Genomic DNA, 18,457 nt, shown 5'->3' with positions numbered 1-18,457 from the left:
GTTCAGTATATGGCAACCATTCTTCCTTCTGGTTCTTCCGACGTCCTCCTTGGCGGCTCTGGTGGCGATGGCCTCTACGGTGGTGGTGGCAACGACGTCCTCATGGGTGGTGACGGCGACGACATCCTGTCCGGTGGTAGTGCCGGCGGCACGGATTCGAACATCCTCATTGCGAGCGCAGGCAATGACACCTTGCACGGCGGCGATGGATCTGATCTGCTGTTCGGTGGCTCGGGCAACGATACGCTCAACGGCAATGCCGGCTCCGACATCCTCGACGGCGGTACGGGTGATGACATGCTGAAGGGCGGCTTGGGTGACGACATCCTCAAGGGCGGCGATGGCAACGATACGTTGGTCGGCGGTGCCGGAAACGACACTCTCACCGGTGGGGCCGGGAACGATAACTTCCTGTTCAATGGCATGCCGGGCGGCGATAATGGTAACGACATCATCCGCGATTACACGGCTGGCGACAGCATCAGCTTCAATAATTTGGCCATCGCCAATTCGGTCTTCAGTGGCGGCAATACCGTGCTGACACTGAGCGACGGAAGTACCGTCACCGTTGCCGGTGTCGACGTCACGAGCATCTACCATCCCTGAGTCGATTGATTGATTGTCCGGTAGTCGGGTGCGTTCCCATATGAAGTAGGGCGGCATTCGAAATCGCCCAGCATTGATGCGCCGGGCAGTAACAAATGTACGGCACCCTCATCGGGTGCCGTACTCGTTTTATACTTTGCCTTAGGCGCCGCGGAGTCTAGGGCGATTTGCCCCCAGCCGCAAACCTCCGCCTATCGGTCGAATGTCTCATGATCTGCTCCGTCTTTGGAAGATGCCGTGTCGGGAACGTCCTCCAGCCAGCGGGCATGATCGTAGAGTCGCCTAGGCCGGCTGCGGCGGCCATCCTCCATACCGTGCTCTTGCCGTACTCCAGCACATGATTTCCGATAGTGCGCTTGTTCAGCTTGTCGGGCACCATATCGCTTCAGTCAAGGGGCTCGCCGCGCACAAGCGTCTCCTTAAATCAGGTGACCCGGTACTGGTCGAGCGAACCTTCAGGCCCTACCTCACCGATCCCGAACGGCACAGGCAAGGACTCATGGCGCTAGTGCAGGTGGCGGTAAGCCGGAGGAGTTTCGCCCATGCGGCAATATTGGCCGATCGACTGCGTCGTCTCGTTCCACAGCAGGCCGAGGCTTGGGCACTCGTCGGCGCATGCGGCTTGCGCGTAGCCCACGGCATCGATCCCATCACTGCCTACAAGTCCGCATTGGTGCGGGCACCTGACCGCAAGGACTTCATCGTCGGCTACGGCTATGCCTTGCTTGCAGCGGATCGCTGTGGTGATTTTCAGGAAGAATTGAATCTGCTGATCCAACGGCATCTGTTCGATCCAATGGTTGCCGAGTTCGTGCTCGACTTCCAGTTGGCATCGGGTGCTGGATTGGTCGCGGCCGCGCATGTCGGCCCGGCCGGTTGGCTCACCGGATGGGCCTGGAACCGGGCCCGGCCTGACGAGCCTCAGCGTGTCAATGTGACGTCTGACGGCGAACCCTTGTTCGAACTGGCGGCGACAGAACACAAGGCCTTGCTCAAGACCAAGGGCGTCGGCGATGGCTGCTTCGGCTTTCGCCACCGGTTGCCAGCTGATGCGAAGCCGCCCATCGTGCTGGAATGCGGAGGTGAAGCCATTCCGGGTTCCCCGCTAGGCCTTCCGCCTCGTCAGGAGGGGTTCCTGGAATTCGCCGAAAGCGGCCGGGTGTATGGATGGGCGCGTGATCGCCGTCATCCGAACCGTCCCGTCTCGGTGGTGATTCGCAACAATCTGGGCGACAGCAAGGTTGTCGAACCGAGCGAAGTGCGGCCGGATCTCAGCCCCGATGGCCATGCGGTGCGCACGGGATTCATTGCGGATTTCGGCGAACCGCCGGCCGACGTGCGTTTGATCCGGTATGAGGCGCATTTCGCCGACACCAAACATCCCTTGCACAACAGTCCGCTCTGGGTCACGTTGAGGCCGCACACTGATGCCGCCCTGCGGCAACTCGCTGCATGGCTCAGGCACCATCAACCACAACTCGAGGAAATGGGGCTGTCTGTGGCGTTGCAAACCCTGCTGCGGCGCGATGTCCTCCCGGCGGCGTGTCATAACCTCTGGCGCCCCCGGCGCCCCCAGCGCCCTCTGCCCGATCCTGTTTCCCAAACGGCCGACAGGGCAGGGCGGGACATTGTTGTCGACGTCATCGTGCCGGTCTATCGCGGATTGCAGGAAACCATCGAATGCATCGAGTCGGTGCTTGCCGCGCCGGTCAGTACGCCGTTCGAACTGATTCTTGTCGACGATGCGAGCCCGGAACCGGAACTGTCCGCTGCACTCGTCGCCTATGCCAAGCGGCGCGGCGTCGTCCTCCTCCGCAACGAGGAGAACAAGGGCTTCGTGGGAAGCGTCAATCGTGCGCTCATGCTGCATCCGGCGCGAGACGTCGTACTCCTGAATTCGGATACCCGCGTCCATGGCGACTGGCTCGATCGCATCGTCGCGACAGCGAACCTTGATCGTGACATCGGCACGATCACCCCGCTGTCCAACGATGCGACAATCTGCAGCTATCCGGTCTTCAACGACCACAACGCTTTTCCCAACGCACAGAACCTTATGCTGCTCGATGGCGACTGCGCGCGTGTGAACCCGCCGCACGGCATCGACATTCCGACTGCCGTCGGCTCCTGCATGTACATACGGCGAGATTGCATCGACGATGTGGGACTCTTCGACGAGGCGACATGGGGCAAGGGTTACGGAGAAGAGAATGACTTCTCCCTGCGCGCGAGCTACCTCGGCTGGCGCAACGTTGCCGCAACACACGTCTTCGTGGCGCATCGCGGCGGCGTTTCGTTCGGCAGCGGCGGGCACCGCCTGGCGGTTCGCAATCTCGTGCGCCTGAACGAGATTCATCCCGGCTACGATCGCATGGTCCAGCAATTCCTCGCGGCTGATCCGTTGTTGACCGCCCGGCGCAACATCGATCGCGCGCGACTGAGTCGGCAACCCGGGACCCCCGGGATGCTGCTCGTTACTCACGGCCTCGGCGGTGGCACCGAGCGCAATGTTCGCGACCTATCGGACCGTCTGCAGCACGAGCGTATCACTCCCTACATACTGCGGCCTCTGGACGCGCGAAGGATTGCCTTACAGGTGCCGGACGAATGGCAATTGCCCAACCTGGTCTTCGACAGCGAGCAGGAAGTCGAACATCTGATGGTGACGCTGAAGGGCCTGGACATCAGGCACGTTCACGTTCATCACTTCATCGGATTCCGCCCCAACTTTTTCCATGGCTTGCTGACTGCGCTCAAGGTCGGCTACGACGTCACGATTCACGACTATTCCTGGATTTGCCCACAGATAAACCTGATCGATGCTGGTGGCCGCTATTGTGGCGAACCCGAGCTTTCGAAATGCGAGGCCTGCCTCGCACAACTCGGCAGTCAAGTCGGCGAGGTCGAGAGCGTCGAGGCGCTGCGTGTGCGGTCGGCAGGGTTTCTGCATGACGCACGTTCCGTTTTCGTTCCGTCGCGTGACGTCGAGATCCGGATGCGCCGTTACGCCCCCAAGTGCGCGTATCACGCCAAGCCCCACCCTGAGCCGCGGGCAAAGGTGAGCGTGCAAGTCCCGTCACCGCGTCAGGACGGCATGTTGAAGGTCGCTGTTATCGGCGGAATTTCGGATCACAAGGGTTATCGCGAACTCATGGCCTGTGCGGAGGATGCTGCCAGCCGCAAGCTTCCTCTCCGCTTCATCGTCATCGGCCATACCCGCGACGACGAGCCGCTGTTCGCCTTCGGCAATGTCTTCATTACCGGCGTTTACGACGAGAACGAACTTCCTGACCTGCTGGCGTTTCACGCCTGCGACGTGGCGTTGTTCCTTTCGGTCTGGCCGGAGACGTGGTCCTACACGCTTTCAGCGGCTCTGAGCGCGGGTCTGCTGCCGTATGCCTACGATATCGGAGCCCATGCAGAACGGATACGGACTTTGGGGGTCGGCATGCTCTTTCCGGTTGGCCTCTCAGCCCCAGGCATCAACGATACGCTGCTCAGCGGCGTCACCCTCAACCGCAAGTTGCCGCCACGGCAGGTGGTACTCGGCGAGCCGCATTACGAAGAAATGCTCTCTGACTACTATGCACTCGACCTGCATGGCCCGACGCCGGCATCCGAAATGAGCGCGGGAACACGCGCCATTATTCGCGAGGTCCTCTGATGCGCGAATACCTTAAGCGTTGCCGTTTCTTCTTCGTTCATACGGGCATCCTCAGCGTCTTCATCAATTTGTTCTACCTCGGCTTCCCGCTGTATTTTCTGCAGATCTTCGATCGGGTCGTGGCCAGCCACAGCGTCGAAACGCTCGTGATGTTGGTCATTTTTGTTGTCTGGGTCCTCCTGTTTACTTCGATTTTCGAGTTTCATCGCGGCACGCTGCTCACGCGTGCTGGCACGACTCTCGAGGACCTGCTCGCCGGCCCGGTATTGAAGCGCCAACTCGAGCAAAGGATTCGGCCCGCCGGAGGCAAGGATGAGGACTATTTGGGTGACCTGGCGAAGTTGCGAAGCTTCCTTTCGGGTTCAGCGGTGATCGCCTTCTTCGATCTGCCCTGGGGCATCCTTTTCCTGGTCATTCTTTTCGTCATGCATCCCGCCCTCGGCGGAGTGACCTTGCTCGCGGCCGTAATCCTCGGCGTGCTGGCTTTCTACGAAGAGCGCATGACGCGCCAGCCGTTGCTGGAAGCCAGCATGGCGCAGAGACGGACCAACCGGTTCGCGAGCGATGCGCAACGCAATGCCGAGGCGGCTGGCGCGATGGGCATGACGGGAGCCCTCAGTCGGCGCTGGCAGGAACTGAACGGCCGGCTGCGGATGCTCCACCTGCAGACCGGACACACCGTCCGCGTGCTATCCGCAACCAGCGCTTTCGTAAACCACGCTATGCGTGCCTTGGTCATCGCCACGGTCGCCTACCTGATGATCAATGGTGCGGCATCTCTGGGCCTGATTGTTGCCGGCTCAATCATCTATTCACGCGTTCTCGGGCCGATCGTCGGCATCATTCATGGCTGGCGCAACCTAGCCGTGGCCCGCATCGCCTATGAGCGTCTGAACAGGCTGTTTGGCGACAAAGCGAACGAATCCGAAAAGCTGGTTCTCCCGGAGCCGGTCGGTTGCGTCGAGGTGGAGCGGGTCTATTTCCGCTTCGGCCAGGCCGAACCGCTGCTGCGCAATCTTTCCTTCACCTTGCAGCCGGGCGAGAGCTTGGGCATCATCGGTCCAAGCGGAACCGGCAAGACGACGCTGGTGCGCCTGCTCACCGGCCTGTGGCCAACGTCCTCCGGGGCAGTGCGCCTCGATGCCGCCGAAATGCATAGCTGGGACAAGGACACGCTTGGCCGCCATCTCGGCTACCTGCCCCAGGACGTGGAACTGTTCGATGGCACCGTGGCGGAGAACATCTGCCGAATGCAGGATGTCGCCTTGCATACGGACGCCATTGTTGCCGCCGCCCGCTTCGCCCATGCCCATGAACTGATCCTTCACCTGCCCCATGGCTACGACACGCACATCGGCGACGGCGGCCTGCGCCTTTCCGGCGGGCAGAAGCAACGCATCGCCATGGCGCGCGCACTTTTCGGCTCTCCCCGACTCATCGTGCTCGACGAGCCGACCTCGAACCTCGACGCAGCCGGCGAGACGGCCTACCTCGAAGTCGTGCGGGACATTCGCAAGGCTGGAATAACCGTCATCACCGTCACCCACAAGGTCAGTCTGTTGGCCGGCTTCGACAAGATCCTGATGTTGCGCGATGATGCCAGCTACCGCTTTGGCCACACGCGGGAGATGTTGCCGCAAATGGAGGTGCAAGAGTGGAAGGCGCTGCCAGCGCCAGGCGAGGTGGCCGGTCCCCGGCCTCCGACGAAGTCGCAGCAAAAACCGGCCAGGAAGATCGAGCCCCGGGGCCTTGTCGGCAAGCTGGATGACCGCGAGGTGAAGGGTTGGGTGTTTTTTCCGGCCCAACCTGAACTGGTGCCCACTCTCGAAATCTATCTCGACGACGACTTGCTCGGCACCACCGAGGCCAATCTCTTTCGTGGCGACCTCGTGAAGCACAATATCGGCACGGGGTACCACGGCTTCGAATTCCGCTACCCGCCGAGCCTCGAACTGGCTGCGGCCGATCTCGACCGCATCAATATCATGGTCATCCTGCCCGGCGGCGACAAAACCCCCTTGCCCCGGGGCTAGGGACGAACCGCTCGAACATATTCATCGCACCCATGCCTGCATTTCCGTTAGCCTTAATCAATATCCGGGACCGACTCATTCCCCACGTCAATGCACTGGTGGCGTTCCTCGGTGGAAAGGACTTGCCGGCCGAATCGATGATCGCCGGGCGCAAGACAGCGCGGTCGGCGATGATCGCGCTGGCGATGGCCCTCGGCGGCTTGACACTCTGGGCAACGCTGGCGCCGCTCAGCGGTGCCGCCATTGTCACGGGCAATGTCATCGTCGCCACCCAGCGCAAGACCGTCAATCATCTCGAAGGGGGGATCGTCAAGAATATTCTGGTCACGCCGGGACAGCGCGTGGCCAAGGACGAGCCATTGGTCGTGCTCGAGGATGTCGTCCAGAGCGCTGCGACAACACAGTTCCGGGATGCCCTCGATGCGGCGCTGGCCCAGGCCAGTCGCCTGACCGCCGAGAAGCTCAACCAGTCGAAGACAGAGTTTCCGCAAGAACTGCTTTCCCGCGCTGCCGACCCGAAAGTGGCGCAGATATTGCGCAACGAGGAAGTCTTCTTCAAGGCCAGGCTGGCTTCGTTAAACGAATCTGTCAGACTGCTCAAGCAGCAGATCAACGAGACCGGCGCACAGGCGGCACAGCTTGTCGAGCAGGCGGCGGCGGCCGAGCGTACCTTGGTTATCGCTCGCAACGAACTGGAAAAGGCGAAAAAGCTGTTCGAGCAGAAATACGTATCCGACACCGCGCTGATGACGGCGCGGCGCACGGTGGCAGAGCGGGAAGGGCAACGGGCCGTGAGCACCGCCGACCTGGAGGAAGTTCGCGCCAAGGTCTCGGCCCTGCGTCTCCAACTGGCAACAGTCTACGACACCCGCTCCAAGGAGGCCGCGCAGGAACTACGAGACACGGAGAAGAAAATCTTCGAACTGCGTGAGCAATTGCGCCCGACGGAGGATGCGTTGCGCCGGAGGATCGTTACGGCGCCGATTGCGGGCGAGGTGATCGATCTCAAGATTCATACGGCCGGCGGCGTGATCCAGCCGGGGGAGGCCCTGATGGATATCATTCCCGCCGACGAAGTTCTGATTGTCGAGGGTTTGTTGATCAGCCGCCAAATCGAGGAGGTCCGAATCGGACAGGTCGTGGAAGTCGAGCTGTCCGCATACAGGCGGCGCATTACGCCGCTGGTGGAGGGCAGGCTGAGCTATATTGCTGGCGACGCGCTGCCGGATCCGAAAAATCCGATGAGCCACGATCTCTACTATACGGTGAGAGTCGAAATCGATCCGGAGTCCGTCAAACGCGTCGGCGACGTCAAGGTCATGCTTGGCATGCCGATCACGGCCTTCATCAAGACGCGGGAGCGTTCTGCCTTCGACTATCTTTTCGAGCCGGTGACGGATCTGCTGCGGCGCTCGATGCGCGAACGCTGACAACGTTTTGTAGCTCCCAGCGGGAGCGGACTCAGAAAGCGGCCCAGCCGCGCCAGTCCGTCTTGCCTCTGCCGTGCACAAGGAAATGCGGATTCAGCCGCTCGCTTGGGTTCGCGTAAGACAACGGCCTTCCGTCGGGCGCCAGAACTTCTCCCCCGGCCTGCTCCACTACGCACTGGGCCGCCGCGGTGTCCCATAGGGAGGTGGGTCCCAGCCGCGGGTAGAGGTCGGCAGCACCTTCGGCGACCAGGCACAGTTTCAGCGAGCTGCCCATCGACACGAGTTCGTGATCACCCAGCACTTGCAGGAACGCGCCAAGCGAGTCGCCCGCATGCGAACGGCTGCCAACGACGCGCCAGGGGTCGCCATCGCCATGCGTCGCTGCGCCAATGCCCTGCTGCGGGCCATCGGCGGCCTGCTTAAAGGCGCCGAGCCCCCATGCAGCCAGATAAGTCGTTCCTAGTGCCGGTGCGTAGACCACGCCGAGAACAGGCTTGCCGTTCTCGATCAGGGCAATGTTGACAGTGAATTCCCCGTTGCGCTTGATGAACTCCTTGGTTCCATCCAGCGGGTCGACCAGCCAGTAACGCCCGCCGGCATCGGAACCTGGAAAATCGGCGACGGCTTCTTCGGAAAGAATCGGCAGATCGGGCGTGATCTCTCGCAGCCGGCCGACGATGACCGCATTGGCGCGTTCGTCGGCCTCCGTAAGCGGCGAGCGATCATCTTTCTCCGCGACCGCGATGTCGCCCGAATATACGACCATGATGGCTGCACCGGCATCGTGGGCGATCGTCACGACGTCGTCGAGCAGCTTGCGGGAAATCACGTCTGGGCGTCCACTTCGGCAAGGATGCCGCGCTCGCGCAGCATCGCGATCACCGCATCGACGCATCGGTCGAGGTCGAACTGATCGGTGTCGACGGTCAGTTCCGGCGCTTCGGGTTCCTCGTAGGGCGAGGAAATACCGGTGAAATCCTTGATCTCCCCGGCGCGGGCGCGCTTGTACAGTCCCTTGACGTCGCGCGTTTCGCACACCGTGATCGGGCAGCGGCAATAGATCTCGAGAAAATCGCCGTGGGGCACCAGGGAACGAACCCGCTCACGATCGCTGCGGAACGGCGAAATGAACGCGGTGAGGGAGATCACGCCGGCCTCGAGAAACAGCTTGGCCGCTTCGCCGATGCGGCGGATGTTCTCCTTTCGCGCTGCGTCGGAGAAGCCGAGATCGGCGCAAAGCCCATGGCGGACGTTGTCGCCATCCAGTACGAAGGTGTGGCAGCCCAACTGGTACAGACGCTCCTCGACGGCATGTGCCAAGGTGGATTTCCCTGCGCCGGAAAGCCCGGTGAACCAGAGAATGACTCCACGGTGACCGTTCTGCGCCTCGCGCCGGGCGCGGGTTACCGTTGCGTGGTGCCAGACGACATTGGCAGACTTCATTCCTGATCCTTCGACGATCCGAAAAACATATAATGATACATGCTAATAGATGGCCGTCTGGCGTACTTGTTGCCCGCCTAAAGCCAGCCGAAAGCGCCTCCTTTCCGTTTCCGCGGATCATCAATACATCCGGTCGATGATGAATATCCCAGCCTCTGCATCCGAGCCATCATCCGAAAAAGACATCGACGCAAAGGTTGAGCCGAAAGCGGCCTTGGCCACCGTGAAGGGATTCGTAGAGCGCATCGAGCCCGACACAGTGTCGGGTTGGGCGGTCGGCAAGGACGGCGCTCCCATCGAGATCGTTCTGGTCGTGCGCGGGCAACGTTTCCTTCCCGCGATCGAGTGGCATGAACGGCCCGACGTCGAAGAGCAGATGGGCCCGAAGGCCAATCGCGCAGGCTTCCTCATCGTCCCCGACGCTCGCCTGCGCGCGGCGCTGAGCCATCCGGGAATCACCCAGGCGGAGATCGTCGTCGGCGCCAATCGACGGGCGCTGCCGGTGCTCGATGGCGCGTTCAAGCGTCAGGATGCCACCGCGCAGGTGCTGGGAATCAAGGTCGCGGACCAGAACCTGAACGCCAAGGTCGAGTCATGGAAGCCTTTCACCTTGCAGGGCTGGGTCGTGGCCAATGACGGCCGGCCGCTTGTCCTCCAGGCGACGATCAACGGCAAGCCGCTGGAATGCGTCGTCGTTCGCGTGGAGCGGAAGGACGTCGCCGCCTCCCTCGGCATCGCGACGCTCGACAGCGGCTTCGAAGTGGTTCTGCCGGGCTTCCTATGGGAATTGGCCGGGAACGCCGATACCTGCGAAATGGGCATCCTCGCCAGCGGGCGACCGATGTTCGGCGGCAAGACCTCATTGCCTCTGAGCAAGCGGCAGGCAGTTGCGTGGCTCGATGAACTGGCGGGACTGGCCGAAGGTCCGCAGAAGCAATACCTGATGCTGATCGCCCTTGAGCATGTCCGTTACGGAAAGCTCCTGCCCCTGCTCGGGGAGAACACCGCCGGTTTCGTGCGGCAGTACGCGCAGCATTTTGGGCTCGAGGGATTCATCGATGGGTCCGCTGACGAGTCGGCTGCCGCGAGCGCGCCCTTGCCAGCCGCCAGCAAGGCGATCGCCGACCTCGATACCTTGCTGCTCTGGCGGGCGCAACGGGAACTCAACGATCTGATTGCTGCCGACGGCCGCGTCACCCTGGACACCCTGCGTCGCGTGTTGACCGCCACAGGCTTGCGCGGCCACTCGCGGCAACAGTTCCTGTTGGCCGCGGTGCCTTCGCTGTGCGAAAGCGGCGAACTGCCCTTCCTGCGCGAGTTGCTGGATTTCTCGTCCCACTACGGCATGGAGCATGCCGACAATGCATGGAAGCTCTCCATCGCCTTGGCCCTGCTGGCCGCCGACGGACATGTCGAGCGGGCGAGCGGCGTGCTTTACAAGCTGGCCGAGCAGCGTTCCGGCTGGTTGTGCACCGAGTGTGTCGTCTTCGCCGCGCGCCAGGTGATCGGTGGGGCGGCAGGCGGCGAGGCGAAGGCGCAGGACGTCGACAATTTCATCTACGGCCTGATCGCATTGATCGATGGCTTCCGCGGCGAATGGTTCTCGCGTCTGCACGACCGGTCGCTCATCGATGCAATGCTTGCCGTGCTGGCCGATTCCCATTTCCGGCCCGATTACCTGCAGCGCGATGCCACGAGCGCCGCGATTCGCAACTACGGGCTCTCCCCGATGTTCTGGGGCCGCTGGAGTGCCCTGGACGAGGACGTCAAGCGCAAATGCCACCCGGAGCTGCATGCCGCGAATGCCCAGTTCCGGCGCCTGGCCGGTCTGCTGGAAGAAGGTCGGCATGCCCTTGCCGCGCGCCTGTCCGAATTGGACGAGCCCCTGCGCTTTTTCCGCGAACGCCGCAATCCGGAAGCGGCGATGCTGCTGCGCGAGCTGTGCTGCAACCTCTTGCCGGGCCTCGATCCGAAGGAGTCGTCGCTGGCGTCCGATTGGGTCCGGGATCTCCTCGAAATCGCCCCGGCCGAGGCCTTGCGGCTCGCGGCCCATCCGCTGCTGGATGGCCAGGCCTTCATCGACGCCCACCCCGGCGTCGGCCGCCGGATCTACGAGTCCCTGGTCGCACAGTCCGGCAAGGGCCACAGCACGATGCTCGAGGTCCAGTTCGCCGCCAGTCGAGCGCTCGATGCGTTTCGTCAGGCGGTCGCCGAGGCCGACGGGGATGCAAGCGAAAGTCAACTGCGCGATGTCGTCCGTTACGCGACGGCACTGGGCGACTGGCGCGACCAGTTTCTCGGCTTCGACCTGCTCGCCGCCGCATGCCTCGTCGATCCGGCGTGGATCTCGGTCCTCGGTTCGCAAATGCGCCAGATGCTGCTACGCGCCATCGAGGAGACGGACCGAAACGGCGTCCTGCCGGCGCCGATTTTTTCCGGCTTGCGCAGACTCGGGGAAAGCGAAGGCGCCAATGCCAGTCTGGCGGGCGCGCTGCTGAACGAGGCGGCGGACAAGATCAAGTCCCGGTTCGGCGCCCGTTACGACCGCGTGCTCGCCGGGCCGGCCGTGCCGGCCGCAATCCAGCGTGGTGAAGGCCAAGCGAGCGACACCCTGGTGATCATCTACTCCTGCAGGAAATATCTCGACAGCCGGGTCAAGGCGATCCGCGGCACCTGGGTCCAGGACCTGAAGGCGCGGGGGATTCCCTATCTCGTGCTCGTCGGCGACGGCGACGACACCGTCCAGGGGGACGTCCTCTCGCTAGCCGTTTCCGACCTCTACGAGGACCTGCCGAAGAAGACGCTGCGCATGCTGCAATGGGTGTTCGAACACACTGACGCGCAATTCGTCGTCAAGGTCGACGACGACTGCTTCCTGGACGTCGATCGCTATTTCGACAGCCTGAGCTACCGCCGGCACCACTACTACGGCCGCGTCATCAAGCGCGGCATCGGTTCCACCGACCGCGTCTGGCACCACCCGAAGTCGAAGACGGACTTCGCCACCCACTCCATCGACAAGTCACCCGAGCCGTCGGTGTATGCGGACGGCGGCGGCGGCTATTGCGTCTCGCGCCTCGCCATCGCCAGCCTGCTCGGCAACCTTCGCAGTGGCGCCGGCAGGCGGCTGCTCGGCTGCTCCTTCATGGAAGACAAGCTGGTCGGCGATCTCCTGGCGCTCGGCGGCATTTCGCCTTCCGACGAGGATTACGTGACGTTGCAGCGGCGCCGCACGTTCGGCGACGCCATCCCCGTTTCGGTATGGGAGCACTCCTCCTACCCGTCGCCGATCTCGCCGACCAAGCTCGTGCACCTCGACACCGAAACCCAGATGGAAGACGTGCGGCGCCGGCGGCGGCAGACCGACCTCGCGCCGAAGCGGATCTGGCCCGGGTGCTGGGTACCCGAGGTGTCCGGCGTCAAACCGAACCAGCTCGAGCTGATCACGCCGGCGGATCGTCTCTCCGCGCTGCTGGAAGAGAACTTCGTCGTCGTCGCGGTATGCCGCAACGAGATGGTCATGCTGCCGCACTTCATGGCGCATTACCGGCGTCTCGGCGTCAAGGCCTTCATATTCGCCGACAACCTTTCCGACGACGGCAGCCGCGAATACCTCTGCCGGCAGCCCGACGTCGCCGTCTATTCCGTCGATACCGAATACTGCTATTCGCATTTCGGCGTCGCCTGGCAGCAGGCGATTCTGGCCAACCATTGCCTCGACAAGTGGGTGCTCCTCGCCGACATCGACGAGCTGCTGGTGTTCGACGGAAGCGAAGATCGGTCGTTGGCGAATTTGGTCGAGGGCATCGAGGCCCAGGGCGCCAACGCGGTATGCACCTACATGATCGACATGTATCCGTTCGGCGACCTGGGCGACGCCGATTTCGAGAAATCGTCCCCGTTCGCGGCGGCGCCCTGGTTCGACGGCGAGCCCCTGCTGGAATGGCGCCTCGGCAGCGGCTGGTTCAGCAACAGCCGCAGCTACACGAGTGCGGCGCGCCATCGCATGATTCCGGAAAGCGATCCGAGCAACTACGTGTCGCAGAAGTACGCGCTAATCCGCTACCAGCCCTGGATGCGGTTCTCGCAAGGACTTCACTATGCCGCGAACCTGCGGGTCGTTGACGTGCCGACATGGTTCGCGCATTTCAAGTACCACGCAGGGTTCAAGAAGAAGGTCGCCACCGAGATCCGCCGCGGTCAACACTTCAACAATGCCGAGGAGTACCGGCGCTATGCTTCAGTACTGGCAGAAGGGCGAGGGGGCTTGGGCAGGCCCGAGGTGTCCGTCAGGTATTCTGATAGCCGGTCCTTTAGCGATGTCAGCCTTTCAGTTACGGAGAACATGTGATGGACGAAAAAGCCGTGGAACTCGCCACAGCAAGAGTAACTGAAGCCTTGAACGGCTTCCGTCAGGCCATGCGTGATTACCGCAAACTGACGGGAAGTCCCGCCAAGTTCCTGCTGGAAAAGCAGGCGCCGGTGCTTCCGGAGCAGGCATTGCAAGACGTCGAGGTGTTCCCCAACCGGTTGTTCTTGTTGAAGAGCTTGTCCAAGGGGGGGCGGGTTGCCGAAGTGGGAACCCAGCGCGGCGACTGGGCTTTCGAAATTCTCCAGCACGTTCAGCCGTCAGAACTGCATGTGTTTGACGTCAGCTTCAAGCAACTGCGTGTGGACGTTGCAGAAAATTCCGTCGTTACCAAACACCTCGGCGACTCCTCCCACCAATTGTCGGTCATGCCGGACCAGAGCTTCGACTGGATCTATATCGACGGTGACCACTCATACGAGGGGGTGAAGCGGGACGTCAGGATGGCAGTGAAGAAGGTGAAGCAGGAGGGCTTTCTCGTCTTCAACGACTATATATCCTGGTCGCCAATGGAGGCTATCCCTTATGGCGTAATCCCGGCAGTCAACGAGTTGGTCAAGACCGGTTGGAAAGTCGATGCCATCGCACTGTCTCCGCATGGATATTGGGATATCGCCGTTTCGAGGCAGGGTTGATGGCAGATGATTCTGTTTTCCACCTTGAAGGTTGCGTATCTCGAAGTTCCGAAGGTTGCCTCCACGAGCCTCTCCAAATGGCTCTACCGCGTAATGTTCGGCCACGACTTCGAGCCAGTCGTCGACCATCGGGGAAATCTGGTCTACATCCACGACCACCTGCGTAGCGGCCGGTGCCCAGGGGTGGAGGAAAGACCTGCCGCCGAAGTACGGAAACTGCCTCCGGACTGGTTCGTATTCTGTGTAGTGCGGGAACCCGTCCGCCGTTTTCTCAGCGCCTATAGTAACCGGGTCTTGTTCTACAAGGAACTCGATGAAGGCCACCGGGAAGGCAAGCTGGCCAAGGCCGCCGGCTTGAAGCCTAGACCCGATATCGGTTATCTGGTCGATCATATCGAGTCCTACGTTGCAACAGCGCCGAGCGTTGGCCACCACATACGGCCGATGGTCAGCTTCATCGGCGACGAGCCGACGGCCGTTGCTCGGGTCGTGGATGTCAGCCATCTGAATGCCTTGTTCGAGGAATTGCGCCGCCACCTCCAGGCATCAGGCGTTGCCAGGGATCTGATCGAACGTCCCCTCGGACGGGAGCAGACGGGTGGGGCCAAGCTCGGCCTGGAAGTCCTGGAGCCCGAATCCCTTGGGCGCCTGCTCCGCTATTACGATCGGGACTATGCCGTCCTGCCCAACTATTACACGCCTGAGGCAATCATCGAGGCTTGGCGCCAGGCGCGCGCCACAGCAGGCAAAAAGAATGAAGCAATCGACACTGCCATGTCATCCCAAAAGGCAATGCGGCGGCGTCAGGAAATCACCGCGCGGGAATTCCCGGTCCTGCGGATTTACCTTGACCAGGCTAATGTTGCATCGGCCGGACCAGGCCTCGCCGACCTTGGAGGCGTCATCGTCCTGGATGCCGGGGTGCAGCCGCGCGACTATCGACTTGTCGTTCAAGACAAGACAGGTGAGCACGTCGTGGAATGGCATCTGCCTTCGCCAAAGATTGGCGAGGCGCTGTCCGACCATCCCCACGCGGCGCATGCACGTTTCCGCGCTCGCGGCATAGACTTCGCCAACAGCCCCGGGAAGTTGTTGCTGCGTGGCGAGAATGGCCAAACCCCTTTAGCCCGCTGGGATCTTGTTATCGAGACCACCTGATCCGGTTTCTGCTCGCAACTATGAACTTTGAAAATGCCCTTGTCGTCACTTTTGGGCGGAGCGGTTCGACACTACTCCAGGGACTGCTCAACTCCATCGACGGCTGCCTTGTCCGTGGAGAAAACCACAATCTTTGCTATGGCCTGTTCTGGGCTTATGAGGCCTTGTGCCGTGCCAAGACCGAGCACGTCGGGACCGACAAGGTGACCTCCCCATGGTTCGGTGCTGGACTTCTCGACCCTGATCAGTTCGTGATCGATGCACGCGAGGTTTTGCGCAGGCAACTGTTGGCCGGCACGAAGCCAGGTCAGGTCCAATGTTGGGGTTTCAAGGAAATTCGTTATTTGCCGAGCGACCTGGCCGACAAGCGGCTGAAGGGAACGTCCAACAAGATCTGGTTGCGGTACCTCGAATTCCTCGGCAAGCTCTTCCCCGCCTGTGCATTCATCGTGCTGACGCGCAATGTCGAACAGGTGGCCGAAAGCGGATGGTGGAAGGACCATCCTGCCAACAAGGTTGCCGCTGCTCTCGCAGAATTCGACCAGCTTCGTGAAGACTGGGGCGGCGGCAAGAGCAACGTGTTCCACATCGATTACGACGACATCGTGAACACCACGCCCCGGCTCCAAGCCATGTTCGACTTCCTCGGCGCTCCCTATGATAAACAACGCATCGACGGAGTGCTAGGCACATCCCACAGCTATGGCAACCGCAGTACCCCCGATGCGCGAGCGCCCGAGCCCGCCCCGGCCTGGAAGCCGAAAATCATGGCCCATGACACACCGACCGAATTGGTGACCCTCGACCCGGCCCCGACCAAGGCAGGCCCGGCAACCCTCGGCGGCGTGGTGGTTCTGACGACGACGATCAACGATGAATGCGCACTGTTCGCCACAGTGGGCAAATCCCGATATCGGGTGGAATGGCAACTGCCATCGCCCAAGGCCGCCGTTCGCTATCCCGGCAACCCGCGGGCTGCCAACGGGCGCTTCAAGATTGTCGGCGTACAACTCGAACCCGGCGTTCCCGTTGACCTATGGCTGGTACAGGGGGGCGCCAAGCGCCAGCTACTTGGCAAGTGGTCGCCATCATCGTCCTAGCGTACGGCGCACTGCGACAGTGCAAGGGGAATCCGGGTTACGATCACCATTTGGCCTCAGGAATGCTAGTGTTGCTGGTGAATGAAGTTCCCGAGAAGGAGATGGCATGACCCCCGTTGCTGCTGTACGTCCCGGATTCCTCCGTCGCCTTGCCTGCCTGCTGGCGGTTGGCATGGCCTTGGTTGCCACGGCTTTCGCCAGCGACAAGAAGGGTATCGGCATATGGGAAATCGACGCTGCGGAAAAGGTCGACGCGCTCAAGGTGGCGTGGTACTACACATGGCGGCCGATGCCGATGAGCCGAGACGTCCAGGCCACCTTCGTGCCGATGATGTCGGGCAAGTTTGACTATCAGCGCCAGATCGCGACGCTGCGCAGTCGCGGCCCCGTGCCGACGCTCTTGGTCATCAACGAACCCGATCAAACGGCTCAGGCCAACATGTCGGTGGATGAAGTCGCCCGCTTGTGGCCGGAACTGGAACCTTTGGCGGCCAAGCTGAGCAGCCCCGCAACTGCCGGCCAGCCCAGCGCCTGGTTCGAACGCTTCCATCGCGTCGCCAAATCCCGCGGCCTCAAAGTGGACTTCATGGCCATCCATCTCTATGGCCCGCCGAATCCCAAGCGCTTCCTTGACCGCATCGACGAGGCCTACCGCAAATACGACCTGCCGATCTGGATCACGGAGTTCGCTGTGGCCGACTGGGACGCCAAGGGCAAGCCGACCGGGACCAACCGCTATTCCGAGGAGAAGGTGCTTGAGTTCATGAAGGTCGTGCTGCCCGAGCTCGAGAAGCGGCCGTATGTCCTTCGCTACGCCTGGTTCGGCGCCAGAAAAAGTTATCAGGACTTTGAACAAACGCGCACGTCGCGGCTCTTCGAGAGCAATGGCAGCTTGACTCCCTTGGGTCGTTACTATGCCGACTTTTCCGCTGAGCATAAGCGCTGACGCGCGATGTTCGTACCTCAACCAACCTCCAAGACCATCGCTGTGAAGCATCTACTTGTTATTGGTGGCTGTGGTTACATCGGCTCGCACATGGTCAAGTGCCTGCTGAATGCCGGCTACGAGGTGACCGTGCTGGACGACCTCTCCGCCGGCCACGCCGATGCGCTTCTCGGCGGCGAACTGATCGTCGGTGATTTTGGTGACCGGGCCGTGCTGGACAAGGCCTTCGCCGCCCGGCGTTTCGATGGCGTGCTGCATTTCGCCTCTCTGATCCAGGTCGGCGAATCGGTGGCTGATCCGGCCCGCTACTACGCGAGCAACGTCGCCAAGTCGCTGACCCTGCTCTCGGCCATGAAGGACCATAAACCGGGCCCGCTGATCTTCTCGTCCAGCGCGGCCATATACGGCGAGCCGATCCGCAGCCCCATCGACGAGGCGCATCCGCGCCAGCCGATCAATCCCTACGGCCAGACGAAGCACATCGTCGAGGCGATGCTTGCCGATTTCGACCGTGCCTATGGCCTGCGCTCCGTTTCGCTGCGGTATTTCAACGCCGCCGGCGCGGACCCGGAAGCGCGCATCGGCGAGCGCCACGACCCCGAAACCCACCTGATCCCGCTTGCTCTTCAGGCCATCTTGGGTCGTCGTGCCGCCTTGAAGGTTTTTGGCCGCGACTACGACACGCCGGACGGCACCTGCATCCGCGACTACATTCATGTCGACGACCTCGCGGATGCCCACCTTCTCGCGCTCGACTACCTGTGGCGCGGCGGCGCCACGACCGCCTTCAACCTCGGCAACGGCGAGGGCTTCAGCGTCCAGCAGGTGCTGGACGTCGCGTCCGCGACGGCAGGCAAGGCCGTTCCATACGTCGACGCCCCGCGGCGTCCCGGAGATCCGGCACGTCTCGTCGCCGATGCCGCGCGGGCCAAGTCCGTGCTCGGCTGGCGGCCGAGATATGCCGACCTGGACAGTATCATCCGGCATGCATGGCAGTGGGAGACGAGGCGGCCATGAGCTTTGCCGGACCCCGGGGCCGGAAATGACGGCATAATCCGGTCGGCCGCAACAGC

The 18,457-nt window shown here is 62.0% G+C and carries 12 protein-coding genes; 10 read left to right on the top strand and 2 right to left on the bottom strand.

What is annotated here, in order from left to right; all coding sequences use genetic code 11:
- Positions 1-9 precede the first annotated feature (9 nt).
- From EJE94_RS00785 to EJE94_RS00770, 4 genes are all read left to right on the top strand, one after another.
- Positions 10-606, top strand: a complete 597-nt coding sequence (locus EJE94_RS00785) for a calcium-binding protein (RefSeq protein ID WP_121239597.1) — start codon at positions 10-12, stop codon at positions 604-606.
- 337 nt (positions 607-943) lie between these two features.
- Positions 944-4,270: a glycosyltransferase gene (locus tag EJE94_RS00780; protein ID WP_121239596.1), complete on the top strand. Its 3,327-nt coding sequence runs from the start codon at positions 944-946 to the stop codon at positions 4,268-4,270.
- The gene (locus EJE94_RS00775) at positions 4,270-6,303 is read left to right on the top strand and encodes a type I secretion system permease/ATPase (RefSeq protein ID WP_121239595.1); all 2,034 of its coding nucleotides are present in this window, start codon (positions 4,270-4,272) and stop codon (positions 6,301-6,303) included. Before EJE94_RS00780 ends, EJE94_RS00775 begins: the two co-directional genes overlap by 1 nt.
- A gap of 32 nt (positions 6,304-6,335) precedes the next feature.
- Positions 6,336-7,733 (top strand): HlyD family type I secretion periplasmic adaptor subunit, encoded by a 1,398-nt coding sequence (locus EJE94_RS00770; RefSeq protein WP_121239594.1) that lies wholly within the window; start codon positions 6,336-6,338, stop codon positions 7,731-7,733.
- 31 nt (positions 7,734-7,764) lie between these two features.
- Here EJE94_RS00770 and cysQ read toward each other — a convergent pair whose 3' ends face one another.
- Positions 7,765-8,562, bottom strand: a complete 798-nt coding sequence (gene cysQ / locus EJE94_RS00765; RefSeq protein ID WP_243642483.1) for a 3'(2'),5'-bisphosphate nucleotidase CysQ — start codon at positions 8,560-8,562, stop codon at positions 7,765-7,767.
- On the bottom strand, positions 8,559-9,176 hold the full coding sequence (gene cysC / locus EJE94_RS00760; protein WP_121239592.1) for an adenylyl-sulfate kinase: 618 nt from the start codon (positions 9,174-9,176) through the stop codon (positions 8,559-8,561). The genes cysQ and cysC overlap by 4 nt, the downstream gene beginning before the upstream one ends.
- A 223-nt stretch (positions 9,177-9,399) precedes the next feature.
- Here cysC and EJE94_RS00755 point away from each other — a divergent pair, with 223 nt between their 5' ends.
- The 6 genes from EJE94_RS00755 (at position 9,400) to galE (ending at position 18,401) form a co-directional block, all read left to right on the top strand.
- On the top strand, positions 9,400-13,527 hold the full coding sequence (locus EJE94_RS00755; RefSeq protein WP_170155450.1) for a glycosyltransferase family protein: 4,128 nt from the start codon (positions 9,400-9,402) through the stop codon (positions 13,525-13,527).
- Entirely contained in the window at positions 13,527-14,180 is a 654-nt protein-coding gene (locus tag EJE94_RS00750; protein ID WP_121239590.1) for a class I SAM-dependent methyltransferase, read from the top strand. Before EJE94_RS00755 ends, EJE94_RS00750 begins: the two co-directional genes overlap by 1 nt.
- 6 nt (positions 14,181-14,186) lie before the next feature.
- Complete coding sequence (locus tag EJE94_RS00745) at positions 14,187-15,338, top strand: sulfotransferase family 2 domain-containing protein (RefSeq protein WP_121239589.1); 1,152 nt, start codon at positions 14,187-14,189, stop codon at positions 15,336-15,338.
- A 20-nt stretch (positions 15,339-15,358) separates the two neighbouring features.
- Entirely contained in the window at positions 15,359-16,438 is a 1,080-nt protein-coding gene (locus EJE94_RS00740) for a sulfotransferase (RefSeq protein ID WP_165904719.1), read from the top strand.
- A gap of 106 nt (positions 16,439-16,544) precedes the next feature.
- Positions 16,545-17,384, top strand: coding sequence for a glycosyl hydrolase (locus tag EJE94_RS00735; protein WP_121239587.1), 840 nt, complete (start codon positions 16,545-16,547; stop codon positions 17,382-17,384).
- A 6-nt stretch (positions 17,385-17,390) separates the two neighbouring features.
- Positions 17,391-18,401 (top strand): UDP-glucose 4-epimerase GalE, encoded by a 1,011-nt coding sequence (gene galE, locus EJE94_RS00730; RefSeq protein ID WP_121239586.1) that lies wholly within the window; start codon positions 17,391-17,393, stop codon positions 18,399-18,401.
- Positions 18,402-18,457 lie beyond the last annotated feature (56 nt).

It is taken from the genome of Sulfurisoma sediminicola (assembly GCF_003865015.1).
Lineage (GTDB): Bacteria > Pseudomonadota > Gammaproteobacteria > Burkholderiales > Rhodocyclaceae > Sulfurisoma > Sulfurisoma sediminicola.
The sequence above is the reverse complement of the archived record's forward strand: the minus strand, read 5'-3'. Positions and strand labels throughout refer to the sequence as shown.

Excerpts from the sequence above, each read along its gene's own strand:
- EJE94_RS00785 (WP_121239597.1), top strand. The coding sequence starts at position 10 with ATGGCAACCATTCTTCCTTCTGGTTCTTCCGACGTCCTCCTTGGCGGC.
- EJE94_RS00780 (WP_121239596.1), top strand. The coding sequence starts at position 944 with ATGATTTCCGATAGTGCGCTTGTTCAGCTTGTCGGGCACCATATCGCT.
- EJE94_RS00775 (WP_121239595.1), top strand. The coding sequence starts at position 4,270 with ATGCGCGAATACCTTAAGCGTTGCCGTTTCTTCTTCGTTCATACGGGC.
- EJE94_RS00770 (WP_121239594.1), top strand. The coding sequence starts at position 6,336 with ATGCCTGCATTTCCGTTAGCCTTAATCAATATCCGGGACCGACTCATT.
- cysC (WP_121239592.1), bottom strand. The coding sequence starts at position 9,176 with ATGAAGTCTGCCAATGTCGTCTGGCACCACGCAACGGTAACCCGCGCC.
- EJE94_RS00750 (WP_121239590.1), top strand. The coding sequence starts at position 13,527 with ATGGACGAAAAAGCCGTGGAACTCGCCACAGCAAGAGTAACTGAAGCC.
- EJE94_RS00745 (WP_121239589.1), top strand. The coding sequence starts at position 14,187 with ATGATTCTGTTTTCCACCTTGAAGGTTGCGTATCTCGAAGTTCCGAAG.
- EJE94_RS00740 (WP_165904719.1), top strand. The coding sequence starts at position 15,359 with ATGAACTTTGAAAATGCCCTTGTCGTCACTTTTGGGCGGAGCGGTTCG.
- EJE94_RS00735 (WP_121239587.1), top strand. The coding sequence starts at position 16,545 with ATGACCCCCGTTGCTGCTGTACGTCCCGGATTCCTCCGTCGCCTTGCC.
- galE (WP_121239586.1), top strand. The coding sequence starts at position 17,391 with ATGTTCGTACCTCAACCAACCTCCAAGACCATCGCTGTGAAGCATCTA.